Here is a 23,702-nt window from a genome sequence, read left to right on the forward strand (position 1 = left end):
TGAAAGTTTTGAGGAGCATTTTTTCTATGTTTTTGGCTTTCAGCTTCTAATGAATTTTGAAGAATAAAATAGATTTATCACAAGAAATATAAGGAATCTTACATTATGAAATTTGGAATACTACAAGAAAGAAAAATCCCTGCTGACAGACGTGTTGTTTTTTCTCCTAAAGAGCTAATGAAACTACAATCGCTTTATCCTGAATTAAGTATAAAGGTAGAAAGTTCTCCAATTCGAGTTTTCTCTGATTTGGAATATCAAAATGAAGGGATCGTTGTTAGTGATGATGTTTCTGATTGTGAAGTTTTAATTGGAGTAAAAGAAGTTCCTGTAGCGCATTTGATTCCAAATAAAACTTATTTCTTTTTTTCACACACTATTAAAAAGCAGCCTTATAATAGAGGTTTACTTCAAGCTTTATTGGCTAAAAATATTGATTTTTATGACCATGAAACTCTTGTAGATGTTCAAAATAACCGTTTAATTGGTTTTGGGCGTTATGCAGGAATGGTAGGAACTTATAATAGTATTCGAGCATTTGGAATTAAATTTGAATTATTCAAATTGCCTAAAGCGGAAACACTTTCGGGAAAGGAAGATTTAATTCGCTATTTAAAACGAGTGGTACTTCCACCGATTAAATTTGTGGTGACCGGAAAAGGAAAAGTGGGCGCTGGTGTCAAAGAAATTTTGGATGCTATCAAGGTAAAATCGGTAACGGTTGAGAATTTCTTGACTAAAAATTATACACAATCGGTATATACGCAAATCGATGTTTTGGATTATAATCAAAGAAAAGACGGAGCAGTTTTGGATAATAACGATTTCTTTAAAAATCCTCAGGATTACGAAAGTAATTTTGAACGATTTACCAAAGTTTCGGATATAGTAATTACAGGTCATTTTCATGCCAATGAAGCTCCTGCGATTTTAACGCAAGAGATGTTAAAGGCTAAAGATTGTAAAATAAAAGTAGTAGGCGATATCTCTTGTGATATCAACGGTCCTGTTGCCTGTACCTTGCGTTCTTCTACTATTGAAGAGCCTTTTTATGGTTATTTACCTTCAGAAAACAAAGAAGTAGATCTATTTCATCCGGCTGCTATTGTAGTGATGGCAGTCGATAATTTGCCATGCGAATTACCTAAAGATGCCAGCGAAGGTTTTGGTCAAATGTTTATCGAAAAAGTAATCCCTGCTTTTTTTGATGGGGATAAAGATGGAATTCTAGAAAGAGCCAAAATCACTGAAAAAGGAAAGTTAACGCCAAGATTTAGTTATTTACAGGATTTTGTGGATGGGAAATAGGTTTTAGTTTAAAGTTTAAGGTTTAAAGTTTTTGATGAAAAATATTTTTATACTTTTTATTATTTTGTTTAATATTCAATTTTGTGATGCTCAAAGTGAATCATTAGATGATGGAAATTTTCCTCTTTCATTGTTATCAAGAAATTTTGAATATTTAAACCAAGGAAATGAATTATTTGAAAAACATCCTTTTTTGAAAAGAACAGAATTAAATTCAATAATTGGATGTATTTATCTTTTAAACGATAAAGAAGAAGAAATTAAACATGTTGCACTCGGAAGGTTGGAAGGTATAGCCACACAATTATTCAATGAAGGTACTCCTGTTATTTTAATATCAGGCATGGATAGTACTGAGTCGGCAAATAAAAAAAATGAAAATTTAGAAGATGATAATCACATCATTTATTTGAGTATAGCTGCTTGTCATGTTTTTGAAGCTGAAAGTAAAGCTCAAAAAATATTTAATGCGCAAACGATGAAATTAATCGCTCAGAAAAATGCTTTTTAAAGTCCTAATTCGGCCTTCCAACTCCGAACTTCTAACTTCTAACTTTATACCATATCCTCAGGTTTTACCCAATTATCAAAATCCTCAGCAGTTACATAACCCAAACGGATAGCTTCTTCCCTGAGAGTAGTGCCGTTTTTGTGAGCGGTTTGGGCAATTTCGGCAGCTTTGTAATAACCAATTTTAGTATTCAATGCTGTAACCAACATTAACGAATTGTCTAATAATTCTTTGATGCGTTTGTAATTCGGTTCGATTCCTTGAGCACAATGTTCATCGAATGAGGCACAGGCATCTCCTAACAAGTTTGCAGATTGTAGAAAGTTGGCTGCTATCATAGGTTTAAAAACATTCAGTTCGTAATGTCCTTGCATACCACCAATTGTAATTGCCACATCATTTCCCATAATTTGGGTACAAACCATAGTTAATGCTTCGCATTGAGTAGGATTGACTTTTCCTGGCATGATGGATGAACCGGGTTCGTTTTCAGGAATTAGAATTTCACCAATTCCCGATCGTGGTCCTGATGCTAGCATTCTGATATCATTGGCAATTTTGTTCAAAGAAACAGCTAATTGTTTCAAAGCACCGTGTGATTCTACTATCGCATCATGAGCGGCTAAGGCTTCAAATTTATTGGGAGCAGTTACAAATGGAAGCCCTGTAAATAAGGAAATATATTCAGCTACTTTTGTGTCATAGCCTTTTGGTGTGTTTAGTCCAGTTCCTACGGCGGTTCCTCCTAAAGCCAATTCGGCTAAATGGGATAAAGTATTATTTAATGCTTTCAATCCGTGATTTAATTGTGCCACATAGCCTGAAAGTTCTTGTCCTAAGGTGAGTGGAGTAGCGTCCATTAGGTGAGTGCGACCAATTTTTACAATATCTTTAAAAGCTTTTGCTTTTTTGTCTAAGCTGTCTCTTAGTTTTTCAATATTGGGGATTGTGTTTTCAATCAATGTTTTATAAGCGGCAATGTGCATTGCAGTAGGGAAGGTGTCATTAGAAGATTGTGATTTGTTCACATCATCATTGGCTTTTATGTAAGCTTCATCTTCGCCAATTTTCAGTCCTTTTAAAATTTGTGCTCTGTTAGCAATAACTTCATTAACATTCATGTTGCTTTGTGTTCCAGAGCCTGTTTGCCAAATCACTAAAGGAAATTGATCTTCTAACTTTCCTTCTAAAATTTCATCACAAACGCTCGCGATAGCATCTCTTTTATCAATACTTAAAACACCTAAATCACAATTAGCGAAAGCAGCTGCTTTTTTTAAATAGGCAAAACCAACAATAATTGCTGTAGGCATTGAAGCCGAAGGACCTATTTTGAAATTATTTCGGGAACGTTCGGTTTGCGCTCCCCAATATTTGTCGTAAGGAACTTTAACTTCGCCCATCGTGTCTTTTTCTATTCGGTATTGCATGATTATGAATTTGTATTTTAGGTGATTCTAGCTTGATTGACTTTTTTAATTAACAAAAAGCTGTTTAAATGTACGCATAAATGTATTTTTATGAAAATTGGCAGTTGATTTTATTGCTAAGAAAAAAATTAACTGCTACATTTGTGGCTACATTCAAAATTCCGGAAAACATGTTTGAATTTTCACAGTATTTAGGCTTTTTACTTTTCTTAACCATCCTTACTATGGGATTTTGGTTAATGTTTTTCCTAGTGAGCTTCGTATCTTATTGGGTAGGTGGTGCTGCTTGGGAAAGATTTAAAGAAAAGAAAGCAAAAAATCAAGAATCTCTATAATGGAGGTTTAATAAAAAAGGATTCGTTTTACGAATCCTTTTTTTATGTTCAAAAATTAAATTCCAATAAAAAATCCAAATTCCAAATGTAAATATTGGAATTTGGATTTTTTTATTTTGGTATTCTTATATATTATCCTGGGAATTCACCACCGTCACCACCGCCGTCATTGTTATTTCTTTGTTGCTTAGGTTTATCCGTTTTTTTCATGTTCAAACGGTAAGTAAAAGATAAATTGAATTGTCTTCTTCTCCATTGGTATTCACTATAAGAAATAACACTTGGTAAGTTTACATCATTTTTCATTTTTCTAGAATTGAAAAGATCACTCACATTAAAAGCAATTGTTCCTTTATCTTTCAAAACATCTTTACTAAATGCCGTATTGATAACGTAGTTTCCTAAACTCTTACCTTGAGCTGTTTTTCTTGGTCCAAAATACATTCCATTAATTTGCCAATCAATTTTATATGGTAATGTTAATCTAGAACTTACTCTTGAGAACCAAGAGAAAGCCTCATTATTAAGTTCTTGTGTTTTTACTTCTTTGTTAACATTGGTATAAGTATAACTTCCAGTAGTTTTAGAATTTGATAAATTGAAACTACTATTTAGTTTCCACGTTTTGGTAGGATTGTAATTTAGTGTAAATTCAAATCCAAATTGTTGTTCCTTAGCAAGGTTGATAGGACTACTTAAAACTACAGGATTATTACCCACATAATCTCCTGTTTCTGTTCTTACAAAAGAGAAAACATCTTTTGTGTTTTCAAAAAACATCGAAGTACTAAATGTTACTTTTTCCCATTTTTTTAAATATCCTAAATCAAATTTATCTGTAAATGAAGGATCTAAATCAGGATTACCTCTAAACAGGTTAATATTACTCGAATAGTTGGTGGCTGGATTTAAGAAACGTCCTCTAGGTCTTGATAATCGTTTACTGTAACTTAAAGAAACACTGCTTTCATCTGAAATTTCATAGTTGATGAATGCGCTTGGGAAAAAGTTATTGTACTTTTTGGTATTGAAATTTTGGGTATCTAACAGGTTTACATCAATTTTAGTATCTTCCCAACGTAAGCCAAATAGATAAGAGATTTTTTTTAATTTAAATCCATATTGTGTGTACAAAGCATTGATACGCTCATTGTATTCTAAAGTATTCGATAGGAAACTATTTATTGGATTTCCTTGATCATCAGTGGTAACACTATATATGTTGTCTAGGTTATTAAAATTTCCTTTATATCCCATTTCAAATTGACTACCATTTTCAAAAGGTAAAACATAATCTGTTTGAACTTGAATCATGTTTTGTTTTTGTTTGTTAAAGGTAGTGTCATACGTTGCAGGGGTGTTACTGTTTAAGGTTTCATCAGTAATTAGAGCGTTTTCGTTATCATTATTTGTAGCGTATGAAAAATCAACGGTTAATTTGTGCCCATTATCATTGAAGTTTTTTAAGAAGTTAGAAGCAAATTCGGTGTCGTTTCCATTATCATCTCCTTCGCTTAAACGGTAACGTTTAGAGATGAAATTATAACTTCCATCAAAAGAATTATAGTTAACTAAATCATTATTACTACCTCGATCATCTCTGTAACTTATAGAATTTGTCCAAAAAGTATTAGGAGCTACGGTCCATTCTATACCTGTTTTACTGGAAATTCCTTTTCTGATTCGTTCAGTATTTTTATCTTCATTAGTATAACCAATGGTGTTTTTATTACTATCTAATAATTGCGAATAGGTTAAACCTGCACCTTCACTAGTTCTATAGTTGTATCCTGTAGAAGTGAAGAAGTTTAATTTTTTAGTTTTAAAATTCAAATCACCACTTAAACCATAGGTTTCTGGAATACCTGTTGAAGCGATAAAACTTCCATTAAAACCTAAATTTTTTCCTTTTTTCAAAACAATATTTAAAATACCAGCACCACCTTCGGCATCGTATCTAGCGGATGGATTTGTGATTACTTCAACTTTATCGATAGCATCTGCAGGAATTTGACGTAGTGCTTCGGCCATATTTAATGAGTTAGAAGGACGTCCGTCAATAAAAATACGTACATTTTCATTACCACGTAAACTTACATTTCCTTCTACGTCAACTGTTACCGAAGGAACATTTTCAAGCACATTGCTCACTGTTCCACCTTTTACAATCATATCTTGACCTACGTTGTACACTTTTTTGTCTAATTTTATTTCAACTGTAGATTTTTCGGCACGTACAACTACTTCATTCAAAACAGCGGCGTCTTCAGAAAGTACGATTGTTCCTAAATCGCTATTTTTTTCAAAAGTACGATTGTTGAATTCAACCGCTTTAAAAGAAATAAATTCAATTTTGATGTTGTAGGTTCCTGGTGCAACTTCAATTGCAAATCCTCCTTTAGCGTTCGTTATTCCTCCCGAAATCACTTTTGGATTTTTTGAATCAGTAATAGTGATTGTTGCGTATTCCAGCGGTTGTTTAGATGTTTTTTCGATTACTGTTCCTGTGATTTTTACTTTTTCCTTTGCTGGATCATTCACAGGGTCTATTGTTTTTGCGTAATTAGTAAGGCAAATAAAAAATAAACTAAGGCTTAAAAATAATTTAAAAGGTCGTTGCATTTTTGTTGTTTTATGTTTTTCCTTTGAATAAAAAAAACCGATTAGGTTTAAAACCAAGGATGTTAAATTGCTGTTAAAAAGTTATTTGTTTAACTAAAGAAAGCTTCAATTTTATCCATATCGCGAGCAATAATGGCTTCGTTTCCTTTGATGATGATAGGTCTTTCGATTAAAATAGGATAATTTACCATTGCTTGAATAATAGCTTCGTCAGTCATTTCTTGATTTTTGTAATTTTCAATCCAGATTTTTTCTTTTTGACGAATAAGATCTATTGGTTTCAATTTTAGCTTTGATAACACTGATGTAAGTTCATCAATACTAGGAGTTTCTTCTAGATATTTAATAATTGTATATTCTTGATTTGCATTTTCTAAAAAAGCCAAACAATTTCTTGATTTTCCACAACGTGGATTATGATATACTTGAATCATGAATTCTGGTTTTATAATGTGAAATAAAAAGGGTAATTTCGAAGTAGCAAAAATAACTTACGAAAGTTTAATAGTACTATTTAAATCGTTAAAAAAATGTTTATAGAGCAAAGTATTCGAAAAGACAATCCATTTTGGAAGTATCTATTGGGTTCAGCAATAATTATTGGAATGTCTTTTATAGGTCAGCTTCCACTTATAATTGCTATTATGACCAAAACGATGACAACAGGCGAAAGTTATCCAATGACACAAGAAGCAGTGATGCATTTTTTAGAATCAAATTTGACTCTTTTCTTATTATTACTCTCTTTTGTTTTCGCATTTGCTGCGATTGTTTTTGTTGTAAAATTTTTCCATAAACAAACGATGCTTTCGGTTACAACTTCCCGAGACAAAGTTGACTGGGGGAGAATTGGGTTTTCTTTCGGAATTTGGGCCTCCATATCAATTGTTTCTACATTAGTGTATTATTTTCTAAATCCAGAATTGTATGTTGTTGATTTTAAGCCGCTTCCTTTTGCTGTTTTAGTGCTTATTGCTGTTGTTTTAATCCCTTTCCAGACCAGTTCAGAAGAATATATTTTTAGAGGATATTTGATGCAGGGATTTGGTAATTTGGCTAAAAATAAATGGTTTCCATTAGTGATGACTTCGCTAATATTTGGAGCTATGCATTATTTAAATCCAGAAGTTGATAAGATTGGAAATCTAATATTTGTCTATTATATTGGTACAGGATTGTTTTTAGGAATCATCACTTTGATGGACGACGGAATGGAGTTGGCATTAGGTTTTCATGCCGCTAACAATTTAATAGGAGCTTTGTTGGTAACCTCAGATTGGTCCGCTTTTCAAACCTATTCTATATTTAAAGACATGTCAGAACCTCGTTCAGGCTTAGATATTATTCTACCAGTAGTCTTGATTTACCCTTTACTTTTACTTATATTTAGTAGAAAATACAAATGGAGTAATTGGAAACAAAAGTTATTTGGTTCAATCGATACTAATTTCTAGTTTATGAAAAAGGTTACCTATAAAAACATTCATAATTATTTTAAATTCAACGGAGTTCACTTAAATGGTGAGGAATTAAGAGTGACGGCTTATTACTTTATTAAGGAAGGCGATGAGCATGAAAAAGCGCTGGGGGAATTTTTATTGGATTGGTTTGATGATAATTGGTATATCGATTTGCAAACATCGGGTACCACAGGTTCCCCAAAACGTATTCGAAAAAGTAAACAAGCTCTTGTGAATTCAGCCTTAGCTACGGGTGATTTTTTTGGTTTAAAACCAGGTGATACTGCTTTATGTTGTTTACCTGTTCAGTTCATTGCAGGCAAAATGATGTTGGTGAGAAGTTTTATTTTAGGTTTAGAAATTGATATTGTTCCACCTAGTTCGACTCCATTGGCTTCATTGAATAAAAAATATGATTTTGTTGCGATGGTGCCTATGCAAGTTCAAAATTCTTTACATGATTTGCACAAGGTTAACCAACTTATTGTGGGTGGCGCTAAAATGGATAGTAGTTTAGAGCAAAAATTAGTAGGTTTAAACACTAAGGTTTATGAAACCTATGGTATGACCGAAACCATAACACATATCGCAGCAAAGCGGGTTGGAGAAACAGCATTTTCGATATTACCCAATGTGCGTATTTCGCAAGATGACAATGAATGTTTGGTTATAGATGCACCGTTGGTGAGCGAAGAGCGATTGTTTACTAACGATTTAGTCCAGATTATAAATGAAAACCAATTTATTCTTTTAGGCCGTATTGATAATGTGGTAAATAGTGGCGGTGTCAAATTGATTCCTGAAAAAATTGAGGAAAAATTGGGCAATAGTATTTCTTCTCGTTTTTTTGTTGGAGGTATTCCAGACGCTGTTTTAGGCGAAAAATTAGTTTTAGTTATAGAAAGTGACAAACAAGATTTTGACGATACAATATTTCATTTGTTAGAAAAATATGAAAAGCCAAAAGCTTTGTTTTTCGTCCCTGAATTTGAAACTACTGAAAGCGGAAAAATTAAGCGTAAAGCGATTTTAAAATCGTTAGTTTAATTGTTTTATTTGTGTTCGGCGATTTCAGCATTTAATTTGTTGAGCTGTAAGATTCCAATTTTTTTATTAACGATTTTAATTACACCTTCTTTTTTTAGACTTGAAAGTATACGAGTTACTTGTTCATCGGTTGTACCAGCAAAATCAGCAATTTCTTTTCTTGATAGGTTGATATTAAGTAAGTTGTTAGTGTGTCCGAATTTTTTATGTAAATACAAAAGGATGTCGATTACTCTTTCACGAACATTCATTTGAGCAATTTTTTTCACTCTGTTTTCACTTTTGTTCAGTTCTTCGGCATAGAATAACATCATATCATAAGTAAATTCAGGAATTGATTTTAGAATGGCGTGCATTACATCGTTACTAAAATTACATAAAACAGTATCTTCAATTGCCGAAGCCGCAATTAAATAACGATTAGTGGTACCAAACCCTCTAAAGCCTAAAGTATCTCCATCAGTAGTGAGGCGAACAATTTGTTCTTTGCCGTAAATTCCTGTTTTTAAAACCTTTACTTTTCCTTTATGGATAAAATACAAACCTTGCATAGGAGCGCCTTCAATCATGAATTGTTGCCCTTTTTTGCAAGTATAATTTGTTTTTTCTAAAACAAAATCTTGCATTTTTTCTAGATGTATATGCTTTTTAATAAAACAATTAGTGTTGATGCAGTTTGTACATTCAGTAGTAATTCCTCTCATTTGTTTTATATTTTAGATGAGTTGAACTCAGTTATCAATAAAACAAAAATAAATAAAATAAGTATTATTACTTAATTTCTATAGTTTAAATTACGTAGTTTTAAGTGTTTTTATGAATTTAAGAAATGGAGTTGTTCTTTTTAGGATAATTGTATTTTTTAGAAATAAAATATATCAAATTCTCAGTTGATGAGTTGGTTATGCTTCTTCATTGTACATTTTTAGTAAATGTGTTACCGTATTCCAGTTACGTATTGTAGCCGTAAGATTGAGTTTTTTTTCAATATATTTTTGGTCTAATCTTGTCTTTCCAGCCGAAACAGCATATTTTATAAATATTTTATTGCTGTCTATGTGAACTTCATCTGGTTTTACTTGACTCATTTTAAGATCGTGAATTCTGTCTTTGTGCAATTCCATTGAAACAAATGCTACGTAGAGTTTTTTAGTATCTACATTGTTTTCTTTCAAAAAGGGATTGTTTTCTTGACAAGCAATTAAATCTTCTTTGTTAATAACAACTACAGGGACATCATGTCCAAAGGTTTTAAAAATTTCTTGTTTGATTTTAAATCCCACTGCAGCTGGACTTTCTTCTTCGCTAGTTACAAAAACATTACCCGTTTGAATATGGGTTTTAACATTAATAAAGCCCATGTTTTCAAGCATTTTTTGTAATGCATCCATTTTCATCATGTTGTGTCCAGACACGTTGATGCCGCGAAGTAAAGCCAAATGTGTTGTCATTTTTATTGAAATAAGTTAGTGTAAAAGTAAGTCAAGTTGTGTCATATCGTCAAAAAGCGGAATATTCATTTGCTGTAAAGCATCAAAATTAGCATGATTAGTAAAACCAAAAACATCAAATCCACCACTCAAAGCAGCCTGGACTCCTGCAGGACTGTCTTCGATAATGACACAGTCTTTGACGTCAAATCCCATGATTTTTGCGGCATGTAAATACAATTCGGGATTGGGTTTCCAGCTATTGATGTCGTAAGCACTAAATATATTACCCTCAAATTTATCAATCAGTTGGGTGGTTGTTAAGTTTAGTCTTATTTTATCAGCAGGACCATTTGATGCAACAGCAATTGGTACGTTTATTTTGGCTAACAAATCATGAATTCCTTTAATAGGTTGTAATTCTTTTTGAAAAGCCTCAAAAGTTCGTTTTCGAAATTCTTCCTCAAAATTTTCAGGTAATTTTTTTTGAGCCAAATCAGCAATATAGTTAAAACAAAATTCAAGTGATTTTCCTAAGAATAATTGATGTGCATAATCTAGTTCAATACTAGCTCCATGAGATTTTGCCATTTCAACTAATGTACCTATGGAAATAGCTTCGCTATCTACCAATACACCGTCACAATCAAAAATGATGCATTTGTATTTCATGTTCTTTGTATTACAGGCTATTTATAAAAGTTTCAGTAATTCTAACGGATGTTCAATTAGGGCTTGTGCTCCTTCTGTTACTAATTCCTCTTTTGGTCGATAACCCCAAAGAACCCCCACAGCAAACATTCGGGCGTTTTTAGCAGTTTGCATATCTATTCCAGAATCGCCAACATACAGTATTTCTTCTGGTTTACAATCTAGTGCAGTACTGATTTCAAGAGCCGCAATCGGATTGGGTTTTTTAGTTGATTCACTTTTCAACCCCATAACAATTTCGAAATAGTTTGGGAATAAGGTGTTCCCAATTTTCTTAGTTAATTCATCTGCCTTATTCGATAAAATGGCAAGTTTGATATTTTTTGCTTTTAGTGAGTCTAATAATTCCATGACTCCACAATAAGCAATGGTTTTGTTAGTGCAATTTTTCCCGTAAATGGTTATCATCGCCCCGAAAGTTTTTGTGATTGTTTTGCTATCTTGATGAGTATTTGGAAGGGCTTTTGTAACTAAAACATGCAGTCCGCTGCCAATGAAATTATTAATAACTTCATAGCTATGTGTGGGTAAATTACTTTCTTGAAGAACAAAGTTAATAGAATCTGCTATGTCTTTTAATGAGTTGACTAGGGTCCCGTCTAGGTCAAATAGTACGGCTTTGTATTTCATTTATTATTTTTTATCTACCAGAATTCTTTCGTTTCTATTTGCAACTTCCCATGCGATGTTAAATGCTAGTTGCGCTCTTTTTGCTAAAGCGTCATACTCAATTTTGTCGGCAGTGTCTGTAGGTTTGTGATAATCGGCATGCGTTCCGTTAAAAAGGAAAACAGAAGGGATGCCTAAGGCAGCAAAATTATAATGATCCGAGCGACGATAGTAATTGTTTGGATCGTTTGCTGCATTGTATTTATAATCAATGTCTAAATGGGTGTAATTTTCGTTTACTTCCTTACAAATTTTATCTAAATCACTTGAAAGTCTGTCGGCACCAATTAAATAAATATAGTTGTTAGTATCTTTATGAGCTACATCACGACGCCCAATCATATCGATATTGATATCAGCAACAGTGTTTTTGATTGGGAATAATGGATTTTCAGTATAATAGCGAGAACCATGTAAGCCGTGTTCTTCACCTGTAACATGTAATATTAAAATAGAGCGTTTAGGTCCCTGTCCATGTGCTTTTGCAAGTTGAAAAGCTTGGGCAATTTCAAGAAGAGCTACTGTTCCTGAACCATCATCATCAGCACCATTATAAATAGAATTGTTTTTAGTACCCACATGGTCGTAATGGGCAGATACCACAACGATTTCATCTGGTTTTTCAGTCCCCTCGATGAAAGCCCAAATATTCTCTGAATCAGGAAGATTCTCATTTCTTCTGGCATTTAAAAAAGCAGCAGGAACCGTTTGATAATAATTTTGAGCTCCTTTTGGAAACGGTATTTTGTCTTTTTTATATTGATTAATTAAATAGTTTCCCGCTTTTTTTTGCCCTACAGAACCTGTTTCTCTACCTTCCATAGAATCACTGGCAACGATGTAAAGGTGTTTTTTTAATTCTTCAACTGTAATAGAATTAGAATATTTAATTGGGCTAATTGTTTTTTTTGACGAGACTTCTTTCGTACCTTGACAAGAAGCCAACGCACTAAAAGCAAGTAGAAAAAGAAATTTTCTCATAAATTGATATCTGATGGTTGTGATTGTATTTTTTACAAATATCTGAAAATTAATTTGATAAAACCTAGTGATTCTATGCTGATGAAGCTGTTTTTTATGTAAAAAAGAGAGAATAAATCGCTTCATTTTCTTGTCTTTAAGGCTAATATTAAGGTTTTGATAGGCAATAAAATATACGTATTTTTGTAACTTAGAAATTAAATAGAAATCATGGCACAAATACAGGAAATTCACTCTCCAAAATCGGAAGAATTAATTAATAAAGAAAATAATTATGGAGCTCATAATTACCATCCTTTACCAGTAGTTTTGGAAAAAGGAGAAGGTGTATTTGTGTGGGATGTAGATGAAAAAAAATATTACGATTTTTTATCGGCTTACTCAGCGGTTAATCAAGGACATTGTCATCCTAAAATTGTGGGAGCAATGCTTGAGCAAGCCCAAAAATTAACCTTAACTTCTCGTGCATTTTATAATGATAAATTAGGTGTTTACGAAGAATTTGTAACGCAATATTTTGGTTTTGATAAGGTTTTACCAATGAATACAGGAGCAGAAGCTGTGGAAACTGCTGTGAAGTTATGTAGAAAATGGGCCTATGAAGTAAAAGGAATTGCTGAGAATCAAGCACAAATCATTGTTTGTGAAAACAATTTCCATGGAAGAACTACAACTATTATTTCTTTTTCGAACGACGAAACGGCTCGCAAAAGTTTTGGGCCTTTTACGGAAGGATTTATAAAAATAGAATATGATAATCTGGATGCATTGGAAAAAGCATTGGAATCTTCAAAAAATATTGCTGGCTTTTTAGTAGAACCTATTCAAGGTGAAGCAGGAGTTTATGTTCCTAGCGAAGGATATTTGGCGAAAGCCAAAGCATTATGCGAAAAACACAATGTGTTATTTATTGCCGATGAAGTTCAAACAGGTATTGCTCGCACTGGAAAATTATTGGCAGTACAACATGAAAACGTACAACCCGATATCTTAATTTTAGGAAAAGCCATTTCAGGAGGTGTATATCCTGTTTCGGCTGTTTTGGCAAATAATCCAATAATGAATGTAATCAAGCCAGGGCAACACGGTTCTACTTTTGGGGGTAATCCTGTCGCTGCTGCGGTAGCAATTGCTGCATTAGAAGTTATCAAAGAGGAGAAGTTAGCCGAAAATGCTGAACGATTGGGTGTGATTTTGAGAAAAGGACTAAATGAAATTGCAGCTAAGAATTCATTGATTAAGCTAGTGAGAGGAAAAGGTTTATTGAATGCAATCGTAATTGATTGTGATGAAGAATCAGATTTAGCATGGAATATCTGTTTGAAATTCAGAGATTATGGTTTGCTGGCTAAACCTACACATGGCAACAAAATTCGTTTAGCGCCACCGTTAGTGATTACAGAAAATCAAATACAAGACTGTTTGTCAATTATCGAAAAAGCATTAAACGATTTTAAATAAAACTTTATGAATCGTGTAGTTAAATTAATCAAGAATCGCTCCGATATTGGTGGAGGCACGCGTGGTTCAGATATTGGAGTTGATGCATTGGAAATTGCCGCTATTAATCAAGGAAGCGACTATTTTAATCAATTTACCTTCGAAGATGTTAAGACGCACAACGAAACCATTTACGATAAGAATCGAAATACATTTGCGAAACGTATTGAGTTTGTTTTAGAACAATGTACTCGTGTTTCCTATGCAATTAAGCGTACTTTAGAAGCACATTTTTTACCTATTGTTTTATCAGGAGATCATTCTTCAGCTTTGGGAACTATTAGCGGAATTAAAGCTATGTATCCTCATAAAACATTAGGAGTTGTTTGGATTGATGCTCATGCTGATTTGCATTCGCCTTATACTTCTCCTTCAGGAAATATTCATGGAATGCCTCTTGGAGCTGCTTTAGGTTTTGATAATTTAAAATGTCAAATCAATGAAGTAATTCCGGAAACGCAACTTCATTGGGAGGAAATGAAAAATATTGGAATTCCTGGTCCTAAATTAGAGGCTGAACATTTAATTTATTTTGGAGTACGGGATACTGAGGAGGCTGAAGACTTCCAAATTGCACAATTAGGTATTAAAAATTTCCGTGTTGAGGAGGTTCGTTATAAAGGTTTAGCTAATTGTGTAGAAAGAGCATTGTCGCAATTAGAACATTGTGATATGATATATGTTTCATTTGATGTTGATTCTCTAGATTGTGATTTGGTATCAAATGGAACAGGAACACCGGTTTCAAAAGGTTTTGATCACTATGAAGTAATTGCTATAATTAATCAAATTATTGCTTCTCGAAAAGTAATTTGCGTAGAATTCTGCGAAATTAATCCACTTTTAGATACGAAAGGGAATAAAATGGCTGAAGCTGCTTTTGAAATTTTAGATAAAATTACGTCTTCCTTAATCTTACCTAATGAATAATTAGTGTTTTTGTATAAATAAGGGATTTAATTTACGTTGTTTTAAAGATTCGTTTTTGGTGATTTGCAACAAAAAACAAATTATTATTTGTTTTTTCGCAATTTTTAGAATTTTAATTCTATTTATAGCATTTCGTTCTTAAAAATGTTTCATTTATCACAATATAAAACATAATTACTTATATTTGTATAAGTATTTATACTTATTTTTAAAAATAAGTTTTTATGATTCAAGTAGCCGAAGCTTTAAAAATAATTGCTGAGAACAGTAGTAAAATGTCAATTACTAAAATCAAAGTGAGTAAATCATTGGGATTTGTATTGGCAGAAGCTGTTTATTCACCAATCAATATGCCGCCTTTTCGTCAGTCGGCGATGGATGGATATGCATTTATTCATGGTGAATCATCAAAGTTTAAAGTGGTGAAAACGTCTCAAGCGGGTGATTTTTCTGAGGAACCTATTGAAAAGAATGAAGCTGTTCGCATTTTTACAGGTGCTTTTGTTCCTGATGAGATGGATACTGTTGTGATGCAAGAGCATACGAAGCTAACAGATGATCGGCTTCAAATCGATAAAATGCCATTGGCTAAGGCGAATGTGAGAGAGAAAGGGGAGCAAGTTAAAAAGGGGGAATTAGTTTTTGAAGCCAATACGGTTATAACTCCAGCGGCAATAGGTTATTTGACTTGTTTAGGAATTACCAAAATCAAAGTATATGAAAAGCCTAAAGTAGCTATTTTAGTTACTGGTAACGAATTGGTTACTGCTGGAAAAAAATTACCCAAAGGAAAAATTTACGAGAGTAATTCAGTGATGCTTGAAGCAGCTTTGAAAACAATTGGAATCAAAAAAACGACTATTTTTAAAGTGAAAGATAGTTTGAAAAAAACAAGAATTATCATTGATAGTTGTTTGACTAATTATGATGTATTGTTGATTTCTGGTGGAATTTCGGTGGGGGATTATGATTATGTGCGAGAAGCTTTGTTGAAGAATGGCGTAACTGAGTTGTTTTATAAAATCAATCAAAAACCAGGAAAGCCTTTGTTTTTTGGTCGAAAAGATGAAAAAATAGTTTTTGCCTTACCTGGAAATCCAGCTTCATCCTTGACTTGTTTTTATGTGTATACTTTGCCGGCTTTGAAAAAAAGAATGGGATTTGAAAATGTGCATTTGGCAGAAATAACACGAAAAATAAACACATCTTTTACCAACACAACAGGGAAGACTTTATTTTTGAAAGCCTTGTTTGATGATGAAAAGGTGACAATATTAGAAGGACAGAGTTCGGCAATGTTGAATACTTTTTCGATAGCTAATGGATTAATTGTTGTTCCAGAAGATGTATCGACAATCCAAGCAAATGAAGCTGTAAAAGTGTTAGCCTTTAGTTGATAACATGGAAAAAGTAATGGTATTTATTCTTTGTGGAGGCAAAAGTAGCCGAATGCAATCGGAAAAAGGATTAGTGCTTTTCCAAGGTAAACCATTTATAGAGCATATAATTGAAGCGGCTTTGCCCATTAGTAGTGAAATACAATTAGTGACCAATACAGCAAATTATGATTATTTGCCGTATCAAAAAATAAAAGATATTGAATTAGATAAAGGACCTATTGGCGGAATTTATTCGGCTTTGGTTCATTCGGAATCAGAATTGAATTTGATTTTGAGTTGTGATATTCCTTTGATTTCAACGGAATTATTAACAGCGTTAATTGCAAAACATCTAACAAATTTTGAAGTTTCTGTTTTTGCAGATAGCAACAAAATACATCCTTTGATTGGAATTTATTCGAAAAAAATAATTCCAATTTTAAAAAAGGCCATTGAAGAAAATGATTTAAAAATGATGCACTTGCTAGATAAAGTGAATCATCAAATAATAAAAGTTGAGGACGAAAGAAGTCAACAATTTAGAAATGTAAATTCGCTAACCGAATTGCAAGAATTGAATACCAATTTAATCGGAGAATTATGAAAAATGCAAACACACCAAGGTTGACAATTGTAGGAGCAGGTCCTGGCGATGTGGAATTAATTACCATTAAAGCGATTAAAGCTATTGCTGATGCGGATGTAGTGCTGTACGATGCATTAGTTAATGAGGATTTATTGCAATATGCTGCGGCAGGAACAGAGATTGTTTTTGTGGGTAAGCGTTTTGGTTGTCATGCTTATACTCAGGATCAAATTAATGAATTAATCGTAGTAATGGCAAAAAAACATGGTCATGTGGTACGATTAAAAGGAGGAGATCCATTTGTTTTTGGTAGAGGAAGTGAAGAAATTGAATTTGCTCAACAACACGGTTTATTAACTGCAATTGTTCCGGGTATTTCTTCTTCATTAGGAGTTCCAGCATCTAATGGGATTAGTTTAACGCAACGAGGTATTTCAGAAAGTTTTTGGGTAATTACAGGAACAACTTCATCTCATAAATTATCTACCGATGTGACTTTAGCAGCACAATCATCTGCAACGGTGGTCATTTTGATGGGAATGCATAAATTGGACGAAATTGTAGCCATTTATCAAAGCAATAGAACCGATGATTTACCAGTTGCCATTATTCAAAATGGAACAAAAGAAACGCAAAAAAAAGCAATAGGTACCGTGAGTACTATAAGTAAGTTGGTGGCTGAACAACAATTGTCATCACCAGCCATTATTGTAATTGGGGAAGTGGTGAAACATGCTTCGGAATTGTCTGTTTTTACTAAAGCAGCTTATAGCGAAGACGAATTTATTTTTCAAAATCTAAATGTAACCGAATAATGCTAAGTGTTAAATATTTTGGTGCTGTAGCCGAGAAAACTAAAGTTCAAGGAGAAAATATTCCTATTTCTAATTTATCTTTACAGGAATTAGTAGATGAATTGGAACAAAAATACGATTTGGCTTCACTTTCTTATAGTATAGCTGTCAATCAAAAACTAGTGCAAGACAAAAACAGTTACATGTTAATGACTAATGATGTTGTTGCTTTGTTACCTCCATTTGCAGGAGGTTAAGAAACGACAATTTCTAATTTGGTAGCAATTATGCGATACAATCGACAAATTATACTTCCTGAAGTTGGCGAAAAAGGTCAAGAGAAATTAGCTCAAGCCAAAGTATTAATCATTGGTGCAGGTGGTTTAGGTGCGGCAATTTTACCGTATTTGGCAGCTGCCGGAATTGGAGAAATCGGGATTATTGATGACGATGCTATCGAAATAACCAATTTACAACGTCAGGTAATTTATAAAAGTAATGCGATAGGAAAATCAAAAGCATTAGAGGCTAAAGAAATGGCTTTATCTCTAAATCCTACCATTCAAATCAATGCTATTACCGATACTTTAAATGCTAAAAATGCCATTTCATTATTCGAATATTATGATATTATGGTCGATGCAACGGATAATTTGCATACCAAATATTTGATTAATGATGCCTGTGTGGTTACCCATAAACCTTTTGTTTATGGTTCTATTTACAAATTCCAAGGACAGGTTTCGGTGTTTAATTATCAAAACGGACCAACCTATCGCTGTTTATTTCCAGACGAATCTACGAATAGCAAAAACTGCGTAGATGCCGGTGTGATGGGAATTTCAGTTGGAATCATAGGTATGTTTCAGGCTAATGAAGTCTTGAAAATGATTTTAGAAATGGGTAAGGTACTTTCGGGTGAATTGTTAATTTATAATATGCTAACGAATGACCAACAAAAATTTGATTTAGTAAGAACTTCGGAGAATTCATTAAGTAAATCAGATTTTGAAAAGAAATATAGAGTGATTTCTACTACTGATTTAGAAATTTCTGCCCAATTAGCATTGGAAAAAACTAATGATAGTCAAGTGATTTTTTTGGATGTTCGAAATGAAGAAGAATTGCCTAAACTGAGTTTGCCAAATGGTATTCAAATTCCGCTTTCAGAATTAGAAAGTAGTCTTTTAACATTAGATTCAAATAAAAAAATATTGGTCTATTGCCAGTCAGGAATGAGAAGTAAAACAGCTGTTGAAATTTTGAGGAAGAATCAATTTCTAAATGTTCAAAGTGTGGCAGGTGGTGCTTTGAAATTAGAAGAAGTTATAACCAATAATATTCTTTCGATTTAAAAATAATAACTACAGATTCAAAAAAATATAAAAGTTTATAATTTGCGAATTTGCGGTAAAATTAAAAAAATGAGTAAAAAAGTTTTCATAGAAGGAGCCATAACTCCAGAATTTATAGCCGATTCCATTGCCAATCACCAAGGGAAACATACCATAGGTGCGCATAATATTTTCTTAGGGCAAGTTCGCGCCGATGTGCATGAAGAAAATGTAGTAAAAGCGATTGAGTATACCGCTTATGAAGAAATGGCAAATGAAGCTCTGGCAGTTATCAGAGAAAGAGCTTTTGCTCAATTTGACTTGGTTTGTATGCATATTTACCACAGTTTAGGTGTAGTAAAAGCTGGAGAAGTTTGTCTTTTTGTTTTTGTGTCAGCAGGGCATAGAACACAAGTTTATGAAGCTACTGAGACTATTGTCAATTGGATTAAGACTGAAGTGCCTATCTTTGGTAAAGAAATATTTGAAAACGAAGACTTCATTTGGAAGCAAAATAAATAATAATGGTTGATATTACCCATAAAATAAGTACGTTACGTTCGGCAACTGCTATGGCAACTGTAAAAGTAAGTTTGCCAGAAACCATAGAAGCTATTCAGAATAATTTAGTTCCTAAAGGCAATGTGCTTGAAATGGCTAAAACTGCAGGTTTGTTTGCAGTAAAAAACACGCATTTATCCATTCCAGATTGTCATCCGCTGCCAATTGAATACACGGCTGTGGGGTATGAAATTAAGGATTTAACGATTGATATTCTTTTTACAGTTAAAACGGTTTATAAAACAGGAGTTGAGGTAGAGGCGATGCACGGTGCTTCTATTGTAGCGTTGACAATGTATGATATGTTGAAACCAATTGATAAAAACATCGAAATTTCGACTATTAAATTAGTGGAGAAAAAAGGAGGAAAATCCTCTTATAAAAACAGATTCCGGGATGTGTTAAAAGCGGCTGTTTTTGTGTGTTCGGATTCTATTTTTGCAGGAGAAAAAGAAGATCGTTCTGGAAAAATTATTGTAGAAAAATTAAATTCTTACGGAGTAGAAACATCACATTACGAAATTATTCCTGATGAGGTTGATTTTATTCAGGACAGAACTAAAAAATATGCAGAAGATAACCAATTAGTTATTTTTACTGGTGGTACAGGGCTTTCGCCAAGAGATGTAACGCCAGAAGCTTTAGAACCTTTGTTAGAAAACAGAATTCCGGGGATTGAAGAAGCAATTCGTAACTATGGTCAGGACCGTATGCCTTATGCGATGTTGTCGCGTTCGGTGGTGGGAACTATCGGTGATAGTTTGGTGATGGCTTTGCCTGGCTCCGCTAATGGTGCCAAAGAATCGATGGATGCTGTTTTTCCTCATGTTTTGCATGTTTTTCACATCCTAAAAGGGAGTAATCATGATACCAAATAACACCCTATTGACGGATGATTATGGACGTAAACACAACTATTTGCGTATTTCTTTGATAGAAAAATGCAATTTGCGTTGTACCTATTGCATGCCTGCCGAGGGAATAGCATTGTCTCCTAAACAGGATTTAATGACTGCTGATGAGGTATTTGCTATCGCCCAAACATTCGTAAATAATGGCGTTAATAAAATACGATTGACAGGAGGGGAGCCGCTTTTGCGCAAAGATTTTCCTGAAATTATTGAAAAACTAGCCCAATTAAATACCGAAATATCGATTACTACCAACGGAATTCTAATTGACAAACATCTGGAAGTTTTAAAGCAATTTAACATCCGTAAAATCAATTTGAGTCTGGATACTTTGGTAGCAACCAAATTCAATACGATTACACTTCGCAATCAGTTTGAAAAGGTAATTGATAATTTACATTTGCTTTTGAATAATAATTTCAGTGTAAAACTTAATGTGGTGTTGATTAAAGGATTCAATGATAATGAAATCGTTGATTTTATTAATCTAACCGAGTCTTTGCCGATTTCCATTCGTTTTATCGAATTCATGCCTTTTGCAGGCAATGAATGGGATAGGAGTAAGATGGTATCACAGAAGCAAATTCTGGACCAAATTACTACTCATTTTTCAGAAGCTAATTTGGTGAAATTAGAAGACGAGCAAAACTTTACAGCCAGAGAATTTAAGATTAAAAACTTTTTAGGAAGCTTCGGAATTATTAGTTCAATTACCAATCCGTTTTGTGATGGTTGCAATAGAATTCGCCTTACTGCAAATGGAAAAATCAAAAATTGCCTGTTTTCCAATATTGAAACCGATATTTTGACTCCGTATCGCAATGGAATTCCAATTGAAATGGTAATTGCCAATGCCATTAAAAACAAGAAAAAAATAAGAGCAGGAATGACTACCATCGCCGATGTCGATAATCCTGCGTTGAATCAGGATAACCGCTCTATGATTGCGATTGGGGGGTAACCACTCGAAAGATTTTCAGCGTTCAGTTTGTCATCCTATGTTTGTAGAATTGAAAATTCATAAATACAAAAAGCACAGTTTTCACTGTGCTTTTCGCGTTTTTAGAAGTTGTTTATAGATTCGGCCGTTTTAAAAAACGGTCGTATTTATCGCAACTCTTAATTTTCAAAATCTACTCTTACTTTGTATTCATTTGATTTTAATATTGTCTCAATAGAACCAAATGTTGCTACAGTTTTTTGGTATTCTTTTTCTTTTTTCAAAGCGATTTGTCTCAACGCATTTTGAAAGCGACTCACTTCTTTTAAGGTAGTTAAAATTAATCCGGGAACAGGCGTATTGTTTCCTTCTTTGTCTTTGGCCACCATAGTAAAATAAGATGAATTACAATGTTTGATAACACCTGTTTGAATGTTTTCAGATTCTACGCGTATACCAATAATCATAGAGCTGTTTCCTACATAATTTACACTAGCTTTCATTGTTAGTAATTCGCCTACTTCAACAGGTTTTAGGAAGTTTACGGTATCAACCGAAGCCGTTACACAGTAATTTCCTGAAAATTTAGAACCACAAGCAAAGGCAATCTGGTCCATCAAGGATAAAATATAACCACCGTGAATTTTTCCACTGAAATTAGTGTGCGATGGCAGCATTAATTCTGAAATCGTAATTTTTGAAGAATCAACAGTTTTATATTCGATACTCATAAAAGGTATTTTTAGGATAATTTTAGTTTAAATATCTTGTTTTTCTGTAGCCAAAAGTACGAAATCTGATTTTGGTGCTTCACATAAAGAACAACAATAGTCAGCAGGTAGCTCTTTAAAAAGAATTCCTTTGTCTATTCCTTGTTCGATATCACCAAATTCTGGATTGTAAATAGTGAGACATTCTGAACATTGGTAAATATCATGCTCTTGTTTTTCTTTTTTTGTTGCAGCAGTAGCGGTGTTATTTTCTACAGAAGTGATATTACCCAGTTCATTAAAGTATTTTTTACTTAATTCGATTAAAATACTTGGTAATTCTAACTTGTCAATATCTTGGGTGTGAACAATATATTCACGAGTATTTGGGTCAAAATGTTTGGCATACAATACATTATAGGTGTCTCGTATTTTTATTGTTTCTAAATCTTTAGGTAACTTATTTTTCTCAATTACTATTGAAGTAAAATAATGCCCATCACGATTGTAATCAGAAATACCAAAGGTAAGTCCATAAGTACTAATATCAAATTGGTCTAAGGTCCTAACTAAGAAAGTCTTTAGATTTAAGGACCAATCTGTAGCTACAGGTAAATGCCAGTTTAATTCTAAAAGCGAATGACGTACATTAATTCCATTTTTGCCAAGGAATTTTTCCCAATCTAATTTTCGGTCTTTTGGAATTCCTTTTACGATGAAGGATTTCCATGGTGTGATACATATTTTTCCAATTTTGCAATCAAAACATAAGTCGCACATTTCCTTTAAAAATGCTAAATCATACAGGTTGTTTCTCCAATATAAACCTAGCCAGTATTGGTCTATACCCAAACGGTTCATTCCTTCATAATAAGGGAACGGATAAAAAGGAATAGTTAATGGCTTATCAATCGTACGGTTATTAGAATCAATATTCTCACTCACTAAGTTGAATATCATTTCGATTCCCATGGAGTCTTCACTAACCAAACGTTCTATTTCGTAATATATTTTAGCAATATCCCAGCTGTAAATTAGCACTGGATACACTTCCATACGTTGCCAATTAGGTAGTCGAATATATAAGTACCAATAATCTTCGTGCTCAGAAGCAATAAAATTAATATGCCCAGTAAACAAGGGTACTAATTGTTGTTTAGGGTCGGTAATATTTACTTTTAAAACAGGTTGTTCTTTAAATTGTTCTAAAACATACAGGAACTTATTACCAGTAAGCCAAGGGGTATTTCTAAAAATATCTGTTGATACATAAGAAGATACAATGTTATTTCCACTTTGTTCATTGGGATAAACAATGTGAAGTTTGGCATTATTTTCTGATTCTGTATACTTAAAACCATTAGGAAAAATAATGTCTTGCCTAGAGCCAAAAGAAATGTTTTTCAAACCTTGTTCTAGACATAAGTTTACTATATTTTTTAGCTCACCTGGCGAAATAACGCCCCCTTTTATTATTAATCGTGTTAATTCCATGTTTTTAAAAGTTTATAGTTTGTGGCTTGTAGTTTGTGGTTCAGAACAATGAACGATAA

The 23,702-nt window shown here is 33.2% G+C and carries 25 protein-coding genes; 15 read left to right on the forward strand and 10 right to left on the reverse strand.

Going from position 1 to position 23,702, the window contains the following annotated elements; all coding sequences use genetic code 11:
• Positions 1-105 precede the first annotated feature (105 nt).
• Entirely contained in the window at positions 106-1,308 is a 1,203-nt protein-coding gene (locus ACFPTQ_RS08400; protein WP_379776274.1) for an NAD(P)-dependent oxidoreductase, read from the forward strand.
• A 34-nt stretch (positions 1,309-1,342) separates the two neighbouring features.
• Complete coding sequence (locus tag ACFPTQ_RS08405) at positions 1,343-1,819, forward strand: hypothetical protein (protein ID WP_379776277.1); 477 nt, start codon at positions 1,343-1,345, stop codon at positions 1,817-1,819.
• Positions 1,820-1,863: 44 nt separating this feature from the next.
• Here the strand turns inward: ACFPTQ_RS08405 and fumC are convergent, their stop codons facing one another.
• Positions 1,864-3,249 carry a class II fumarate hydratase gene (gene fumC / locus ACFPTQ_RS08410; protein ID WP_379776280.1) on the reverse strand — a complete coding sequence of 462 codons (1,386 nt, stop codon included), beginning with the start codon at positions 3,247-3,249 and terminating at the stop codon, positions 1,864-1,866.
• Between the two features lie 80 nt (positions 3,250-3,329).
• Here fumC and ACFPTQ_RS08415 point away from each other — a divergent pair, with 80 nt between their 5' ends.
• Entirely contained in the window at positions 3,330-3,584 is a 255-nt protein-coding gene (locus ACFPTQ_RS08415; RefSeq protein WP_379777218.1) for a hypothetical protein, read from the forward strand.
• 132 nt (positions 3,585-3,716) lie between these two features.
• Here the strand turns inward: ACFPTQ_RS08415 and ACFPTQ_RS08420 are convergent, their stop codons facing one another.
• Together ACFPTQ_RS08420 and arsC are read right to left on the reverse strand one after the other, a co-directional pair.
• Positions 3,717-6,125, reverse strand: coding sequence for a TonB-dependent receptor domain-containing protein (locus ACFPTQ_RS08420; protein ID WP_379776283.1), 2,409 nt, complete (start codon positions 6,123-6,125; stop codon positions 3,717-3,719).
• Between the two features lie 170 nt (positions 6,126-6,295).
• Complete coding sequence (arsC, locus tag ACFPTQ_RS08425) at positions 6,296-6,640, reverse strand: arsenate reductase (glutaredoxin) (RefSeq protein WP_379776286.1); 345 nt, start codon at positions 6,638-6,640, stop codon at positions 6,296-6,298.
• Positions 6,641-6,736: 96 nt separating this feature from the next.
• On the opposite strand from arsC, the gene ACFPTQ_RS08430 reads away from it, so the two are divergent.
• Positions 6,737-7,660: a CPBP family intramembrane glutamic endopeptidase gene (locus ACFPTQ_RS08430; RefSeq protein ID WP_379776289.1), complete on the forward strand. Its 924-nt coding sequence runs from the start codon at positions 6,737-6,739 to the stop codon at positions 7,658-7,660.
• Between the two features lie 3 nt (positions 7,661-7,663).
• Positions 7,664-8,713: an AMP-binding protein gene (locus tag ACFPTQ_RS08435; RefSeq protein WP_379776292.1), complete on the forward strand. Its 1,050-nt coding sequence runs from the start codon at positions 7,664-7,666 to the stop codon at positions 8,711-8,713.
• A gap of 5 nt (positions 8,714-8,718) precedes the next feature.
• Here ACFPTQ_RS08435 and ACFPTQ_RS08440 read toward each other — a convergent pair whose 3' ends face one another.
• The 5 genes from ACFPTQ_RS08440 to ACFPTQ_RS08460 all read right to left on the reverse strand — a co-directional run bounded on the left by ACFPTQ_RS08440 (position 8,719) and on the right by ACFPTQ_RS08460 (position 12,504).
• Complete coding sequence (locus ACFPTQ_RS08440; protein WP_379776295.1) at positions 8,719-9,417, reverse strand: Crp/Fnr family transcriptional regulator; 699 nt, start codon at positions 9,415-9,417, stop codon at positions 8,719-8,721.
• Positions 9,418-9,615: 198 nt separating this feature from the next.
• Complete coding sequence (locus tag ACFPTQ_RS08445) at positions 9,616-10,164, reverse strand: DUF1697 domain-containing protein (RefSeq protein WP_379776298.1); 549 nt, start codon at positions 10,162-10,164, stop codon at positions 9,616-9,618.
• 15 nt (positions 10,165-10,179) lie between these two features.
• Positions 10,180-10,815 carry an HAD family hydrolase gene (locus ACFPTQ_RS08450; protein WP_379776299.1) on the reverse strand — a complete coding sequence of 212 codons (636 nt, stop codon included), beginning with the start codon at positions 10,813-10,815 and terminating at the stop codon, positions 10,180-10,182.
• 21 nt (positions 10,816-10,836) lie between these two features.
• Positions 10,837-11,484 (reverse strand): HAD family hydrolase, encoded by a 648-nt coding sequence (locus ACFPTQ_RS08455; RefSeq protein ID WP_379776302.1) that lies wholly within the window; start codon positions 11,482-11,484, stop codon positions 10,837-10,839.
• A 3-nt stretch (positions 11,485-11,487) separates the two neighbouring features.
• A complete protein-coding gene (locus tag ACFPTQ_RS08460; protein ID WP_379776304.1) occupies positions 11,488-12,504 on the reverse strand; it encodes a M28 family peptidase in 1,017 nt (338 codons plus the stop codon).
• A 210-nt stretch (positions 12,505-12,714) separates the two neighbouring features.
• Here ACFPTQ_RS08460 and rocD point away from each other — a divergent pair, with 210 nt between their 5' ends.
• The 10 genes from rocD (at position 12,715) to moaA (ending at position 21,460) form a co-directional block, all read left to right on the forward strand.
• On the forward strand, positions 12,715-13,965 hold the full coding sequence (gene rocD, locus ACFPTQ_RS08465) for an ornithine--oxo-acid transaminase (protein WP_379776307.1): 1,251 nt from the start codon (positions 12,715-12,717) through the stop codon (positions 13,963-13,965).
• 6 nt (positions 13,966-13,971) lie between these two features.
• The gene (locus ACFPTQ_RS08470; RefSeq protein ID WP_379776309.1) at positions 13,972-14,934 is read left to right on the forward strand and encodes an arginase; all 963 of its coding nucleotides are present in this window, start codon (positions 13,972-13,974) and stop codon (positions 14,932-14,934) included.
• A 224-nt stretch (positions 14,935-15,158) separates the two neighbouring features.
• A complete protein-coding gene (glp, locus tag ACFPTQ_RS08475) occupies positions 15,159-16,331 on the forward strand; it encodes a gephyrin-like molybdotransferase Glp (protein WP_379776312.1) in 1,173 nt (390 codons plus the stop codon).
• A 4-nt stretch (positions 16,332-16,335) separates the two neighbouring features.
• A complete protein-coding gene (locus ACFPTQ_RS08480) occupies positions 16,336-16,917 on the forward strand; it encodes a molybdenum cofactor guanylyltransferase (RefSeq protein WP_379776315.1) in 582 nt (193 codons plus the stop codon).
• Positions 16,914-17,714, forward strand: a complete 801-nt coding sequence (cobA, locus tag ACFPTQ_RS08485) for a uroporphyrinogen-III C-methyltransferase (protein WP_379776318.1) — start codon at positions 16,914-16,916, stop codon at positions 17,712-17,714. Before ACFPTQ_RS08480 ends, cobA begins: the two co-directional genes overlap by 4 nt.
• Positions 17,714-17,950, forward strand: a complete 237-nt coding sequence (locus tag ACFPTQ_RS08490) for a MoaD/ThiS family protein (RefSeq protein WP_379776321.1) — start codon at positions 17,714-17,716, stop codon at positions 17,948-17,950. Before cobA ends, ACFPTQ_RS08490 begins: the two co-directional genes overlap by 1 nt.
• 30 nt (positions 17,951-17,980) lie before the next feature.
• Positions 17,981-19,048, forward strand: coding sequence for a molybdopterin-synthase adenylyltransferase MoeB (gene moeB / locus ACFPTQ_RS08495; RefSeq protein ID WP_379776324.1), 1,068 nt, complete (start codon positions 17,981-17,983; stop codon positions 19,046-19,048).
• 69 nt (positions 19,049-19,117) lie between these two features.
• Positions 19,118-19,549 (forward strand): molybdenum cofactor biosynthesis protein MoaE, encoded by a 432-nt coding sequence (locus tag ACFPTQ_RS08500; RefSeq protein WP_379776327.1) that lies wholly within the window; start codon positions 19,118-19,120, stop codon positions 19,547-19,549.
• A gap of 2 nt (positions 19,550-19,551) precedes the next feature.
• Positions 19,552-20,466 (forward strand): bifunctional molybdenum cofactor biosynthesis protein MoaC/MoaB, encoded by a 915-nt coding sequence (moaCB, locus tag ACFPTQ_RS08505; RefSeq protein WP_379776330.1) that lies wholly within the window; start codon positions 19,552-19,554, stop codon positions 20,464-20,466.
• Positions 20,453-21,460: a GTP 3',8-cyclase MoaA gene (gene moaA / locus ACFPTQ_RS08510; protein WP_379776333.1), complete on the forward strand. Its 1,008-nt coding sequence runs from the start codon at positions 20,453-20,455 to the stop codon at positions 21,458-21,460. The genes moaCB and moaA overlap by 14 nt, the downstream gene beginning before the upstream one ends.
• A gap of 158 nt (positions 21,461-21,618) precedes the next feature.
• On the opposite strand, the gene ACFPTQ_RS08515 is transcribed toward moaA, so the two are convergent.
• Positions 21,619-22,170: an acyl-CoA thioesterase gene (locus ACFPTQ_RS08515; RefSeq protein ID WP_379776335.1), complete on the reverse strand. Its 552-nt coding sequence runs from the start codon at positions 22,168-22,170 to the stop codon at positions 21,619-21,621.
• Positions 22,171-22,197: 27 nt separating this feature from the next.
• Complete coding sequence (locus ACFPTQ_RS08520; protein WP_379776338.1) at positions 22,198-23,643, reverse strand: rubredoxin; 1,446 nt, start codon at positions 23,641-23,643, stop codon at positions 22,198-22,200.
• Between the last annotated feature and the right edge of the window lie 59 nt (positions 23,644-23,702).

The organism is Flavobacterium sp. GCM10022190, from assembly GCF_042656445.1.
Classification (GTDB): Bacteria; Bacteroidota; Bacteroidia; order Flavobacteriales; family Flavobacteriaceae; genus Flavobacterium; species Flavobacterium nitratireducens.

Excerpts from the sequence above, each read along its gene's own strand:
- fumC (WP_379776280.1), bottom strand. The coding sequence starts at position 3,249 with ATGCAATACCGAATAGAAAAAGACACGATGGGCGAAGTTAAAGTTCCT.
- ACFPTQ_RS08470 (WP_379776309.1), top strand. The coding sequence starts at position 13,972 with ATGAATCGTGTAGTTAAATTAATCAAGAATCGCTCCGATATTGGTGGA.
- ACFPTQ_RS08400 (WP_379776274.1), top strand. The coding sequence starts at position 106 with ATGAAATTTGGAATACTACAAGAAAGAAAAATCCCTGCTGACAGACGT.
- glp (WP_379776312.1), top strand. The coding sequence starts at position 15,159 with ATGATTCAAGTAGCCGAAGCTTTAAAAATAATTGCTGAGAACAGTAGT.
- moaA (WP_379776333.1), top strand. The coding sequence starts at position 20,453 with ATGATACCAAATAACACCCTATTGACGGATGATTATGGACGTAAACAC.
- rocD (WP_379776307.1), top strand. The coding sequence starts at position 12,715 with ATGGCACAAATACAGGAAATTCACTCTCCAAAATCGGAAGAATTAATT.
- ACFPTQ_RS08415 (WP_379777218.1), top strand. The coding sequence starts at position 3,330 with ATGTATTTTTATGAAAATTGGCAGTTGATTTTATTGCTAAGAAAAAAA.
- ACFPTQ_RS08405 (WP_379776277.1), top strand. The coding sequence starts at position 1,343 with ATGAAAAATATTTTTATACTTTTTATTATTTTGTTTAATATTCAATTT.
- ACFPTQ_RS08430 (WP_379776289.1), top strand. The coding sequence starts at position 6,737 with ATGTTTATAGAGCAAAGTATTCGAAAAGACAATCCATTTTGGAAGTAT.
- ACFPTQ_RS08490 (WP_379776321.1), top strand. The coding sequence starts at position 17,714 with ATGCTAAGTGTTAAATATTTTGGTGCTGTAGCCGAGAAAACTAAAGTT.
- ACFPTQ_RS08450 (WP_379776299.1), bottom strand. The coding sequence starts at position 10,815 with ATGAAATACAAATGCATCATTTTTGATTGTGACGGTGTATTGGTAGAT.
- ACFPTQ_RS08460 (WP_379776304.1), bottom strand. The coding sequence starts at position 12,504 with ATGAGAAAATTTCTTTTTCTACTTGCTTTTAGTGCGTTGGCTTCTTGT.
- moeB (WP_379776324.1), top strand. The coding sequence starts at position 17,981 with ATGCGATACAATCGACAAATTATACTTCCTGAAGTTGGCGAAAAAGGT.
- cobA (WP_379776318.1), top strand. The coding sequence starts at position 16,914 with ATGAAAAATGCAAACACACCAAGGTTGACAATTGTAGGAGCAGGTCCT.
- ACFPTQ_RS08500 (WP_379776327.1), top strand. The coding sequence starts at position 19,118 with ATGAGTAAAAAAGTTTTCATAGAAGGAGCCATAACTCCAGAATTTATA.
- arsC (WP_379776286.1), bottom strand. The coding sequence starts at position 6,640 with ATGATTCAAGTATATCATAATCCACGTTGTGGAAAATCAAGAAATTGT.
- ACFPTQ_RS08515 (WP_379776335.1), bottom strand. The coding sequence starts at position 22,170 with ATGAGTATCGAATATAAAACTGTTGATTCTTCAAAAATTACGATTTCA.
- ACFPTQ_RS08520 (WP_379776338.1), bottom strand. The coding sequence starts at position 23,643 with ATGGAATTAACACGATTAATAATAAAAGGGGGCGTTATTTCGCCAGGT.
- ACFPTQ_RS08480 (WP_379776315.1), top strand. The coding sequence starts at position 16,336 with ATGGAAAAAGTAATGGTATTTATTCTTTGTGGAGGCAAAAGTAGCCGA.
- ACFPTQ_RS08440 (WP_379776295.1), bottom strand. The coding sequence starts at position 9,417 with ATGAGAGGAATTACTACTGAATGTACAAACTGCATCAACACTAATTGT.
- ACFPTQ_RS08455 (WP_379776302.1), bottom strand. The coding sequence starts at position 11,484 with ATGAAATACAAAGCCGTACTATTTGACCTAGACGGGACCCTAGTCAAC.
- ACFPTQ_RS08435 (WP_379776292.1), top strand. The coding sequence starts at position 7,664 with ATGAAAAAGGTTACCTATAAAAACATTCATAATTATTTTAAATTCAAC.
- ACFPTQ_RS08445 (WP_379776298.1), bottom strand. The coding sequence starts at position 10,164 with ATGACAACACATTTGGCTTTACTTCGCGGCATCAACGTGTCTGGACAC.
- moaCB (WP_379776330.1), top strand. The coding sequence starts at position 19,552 with ATGGTTGATATTACCCATAAAATAAGTACGTTACGTTCGGCAACTGCT.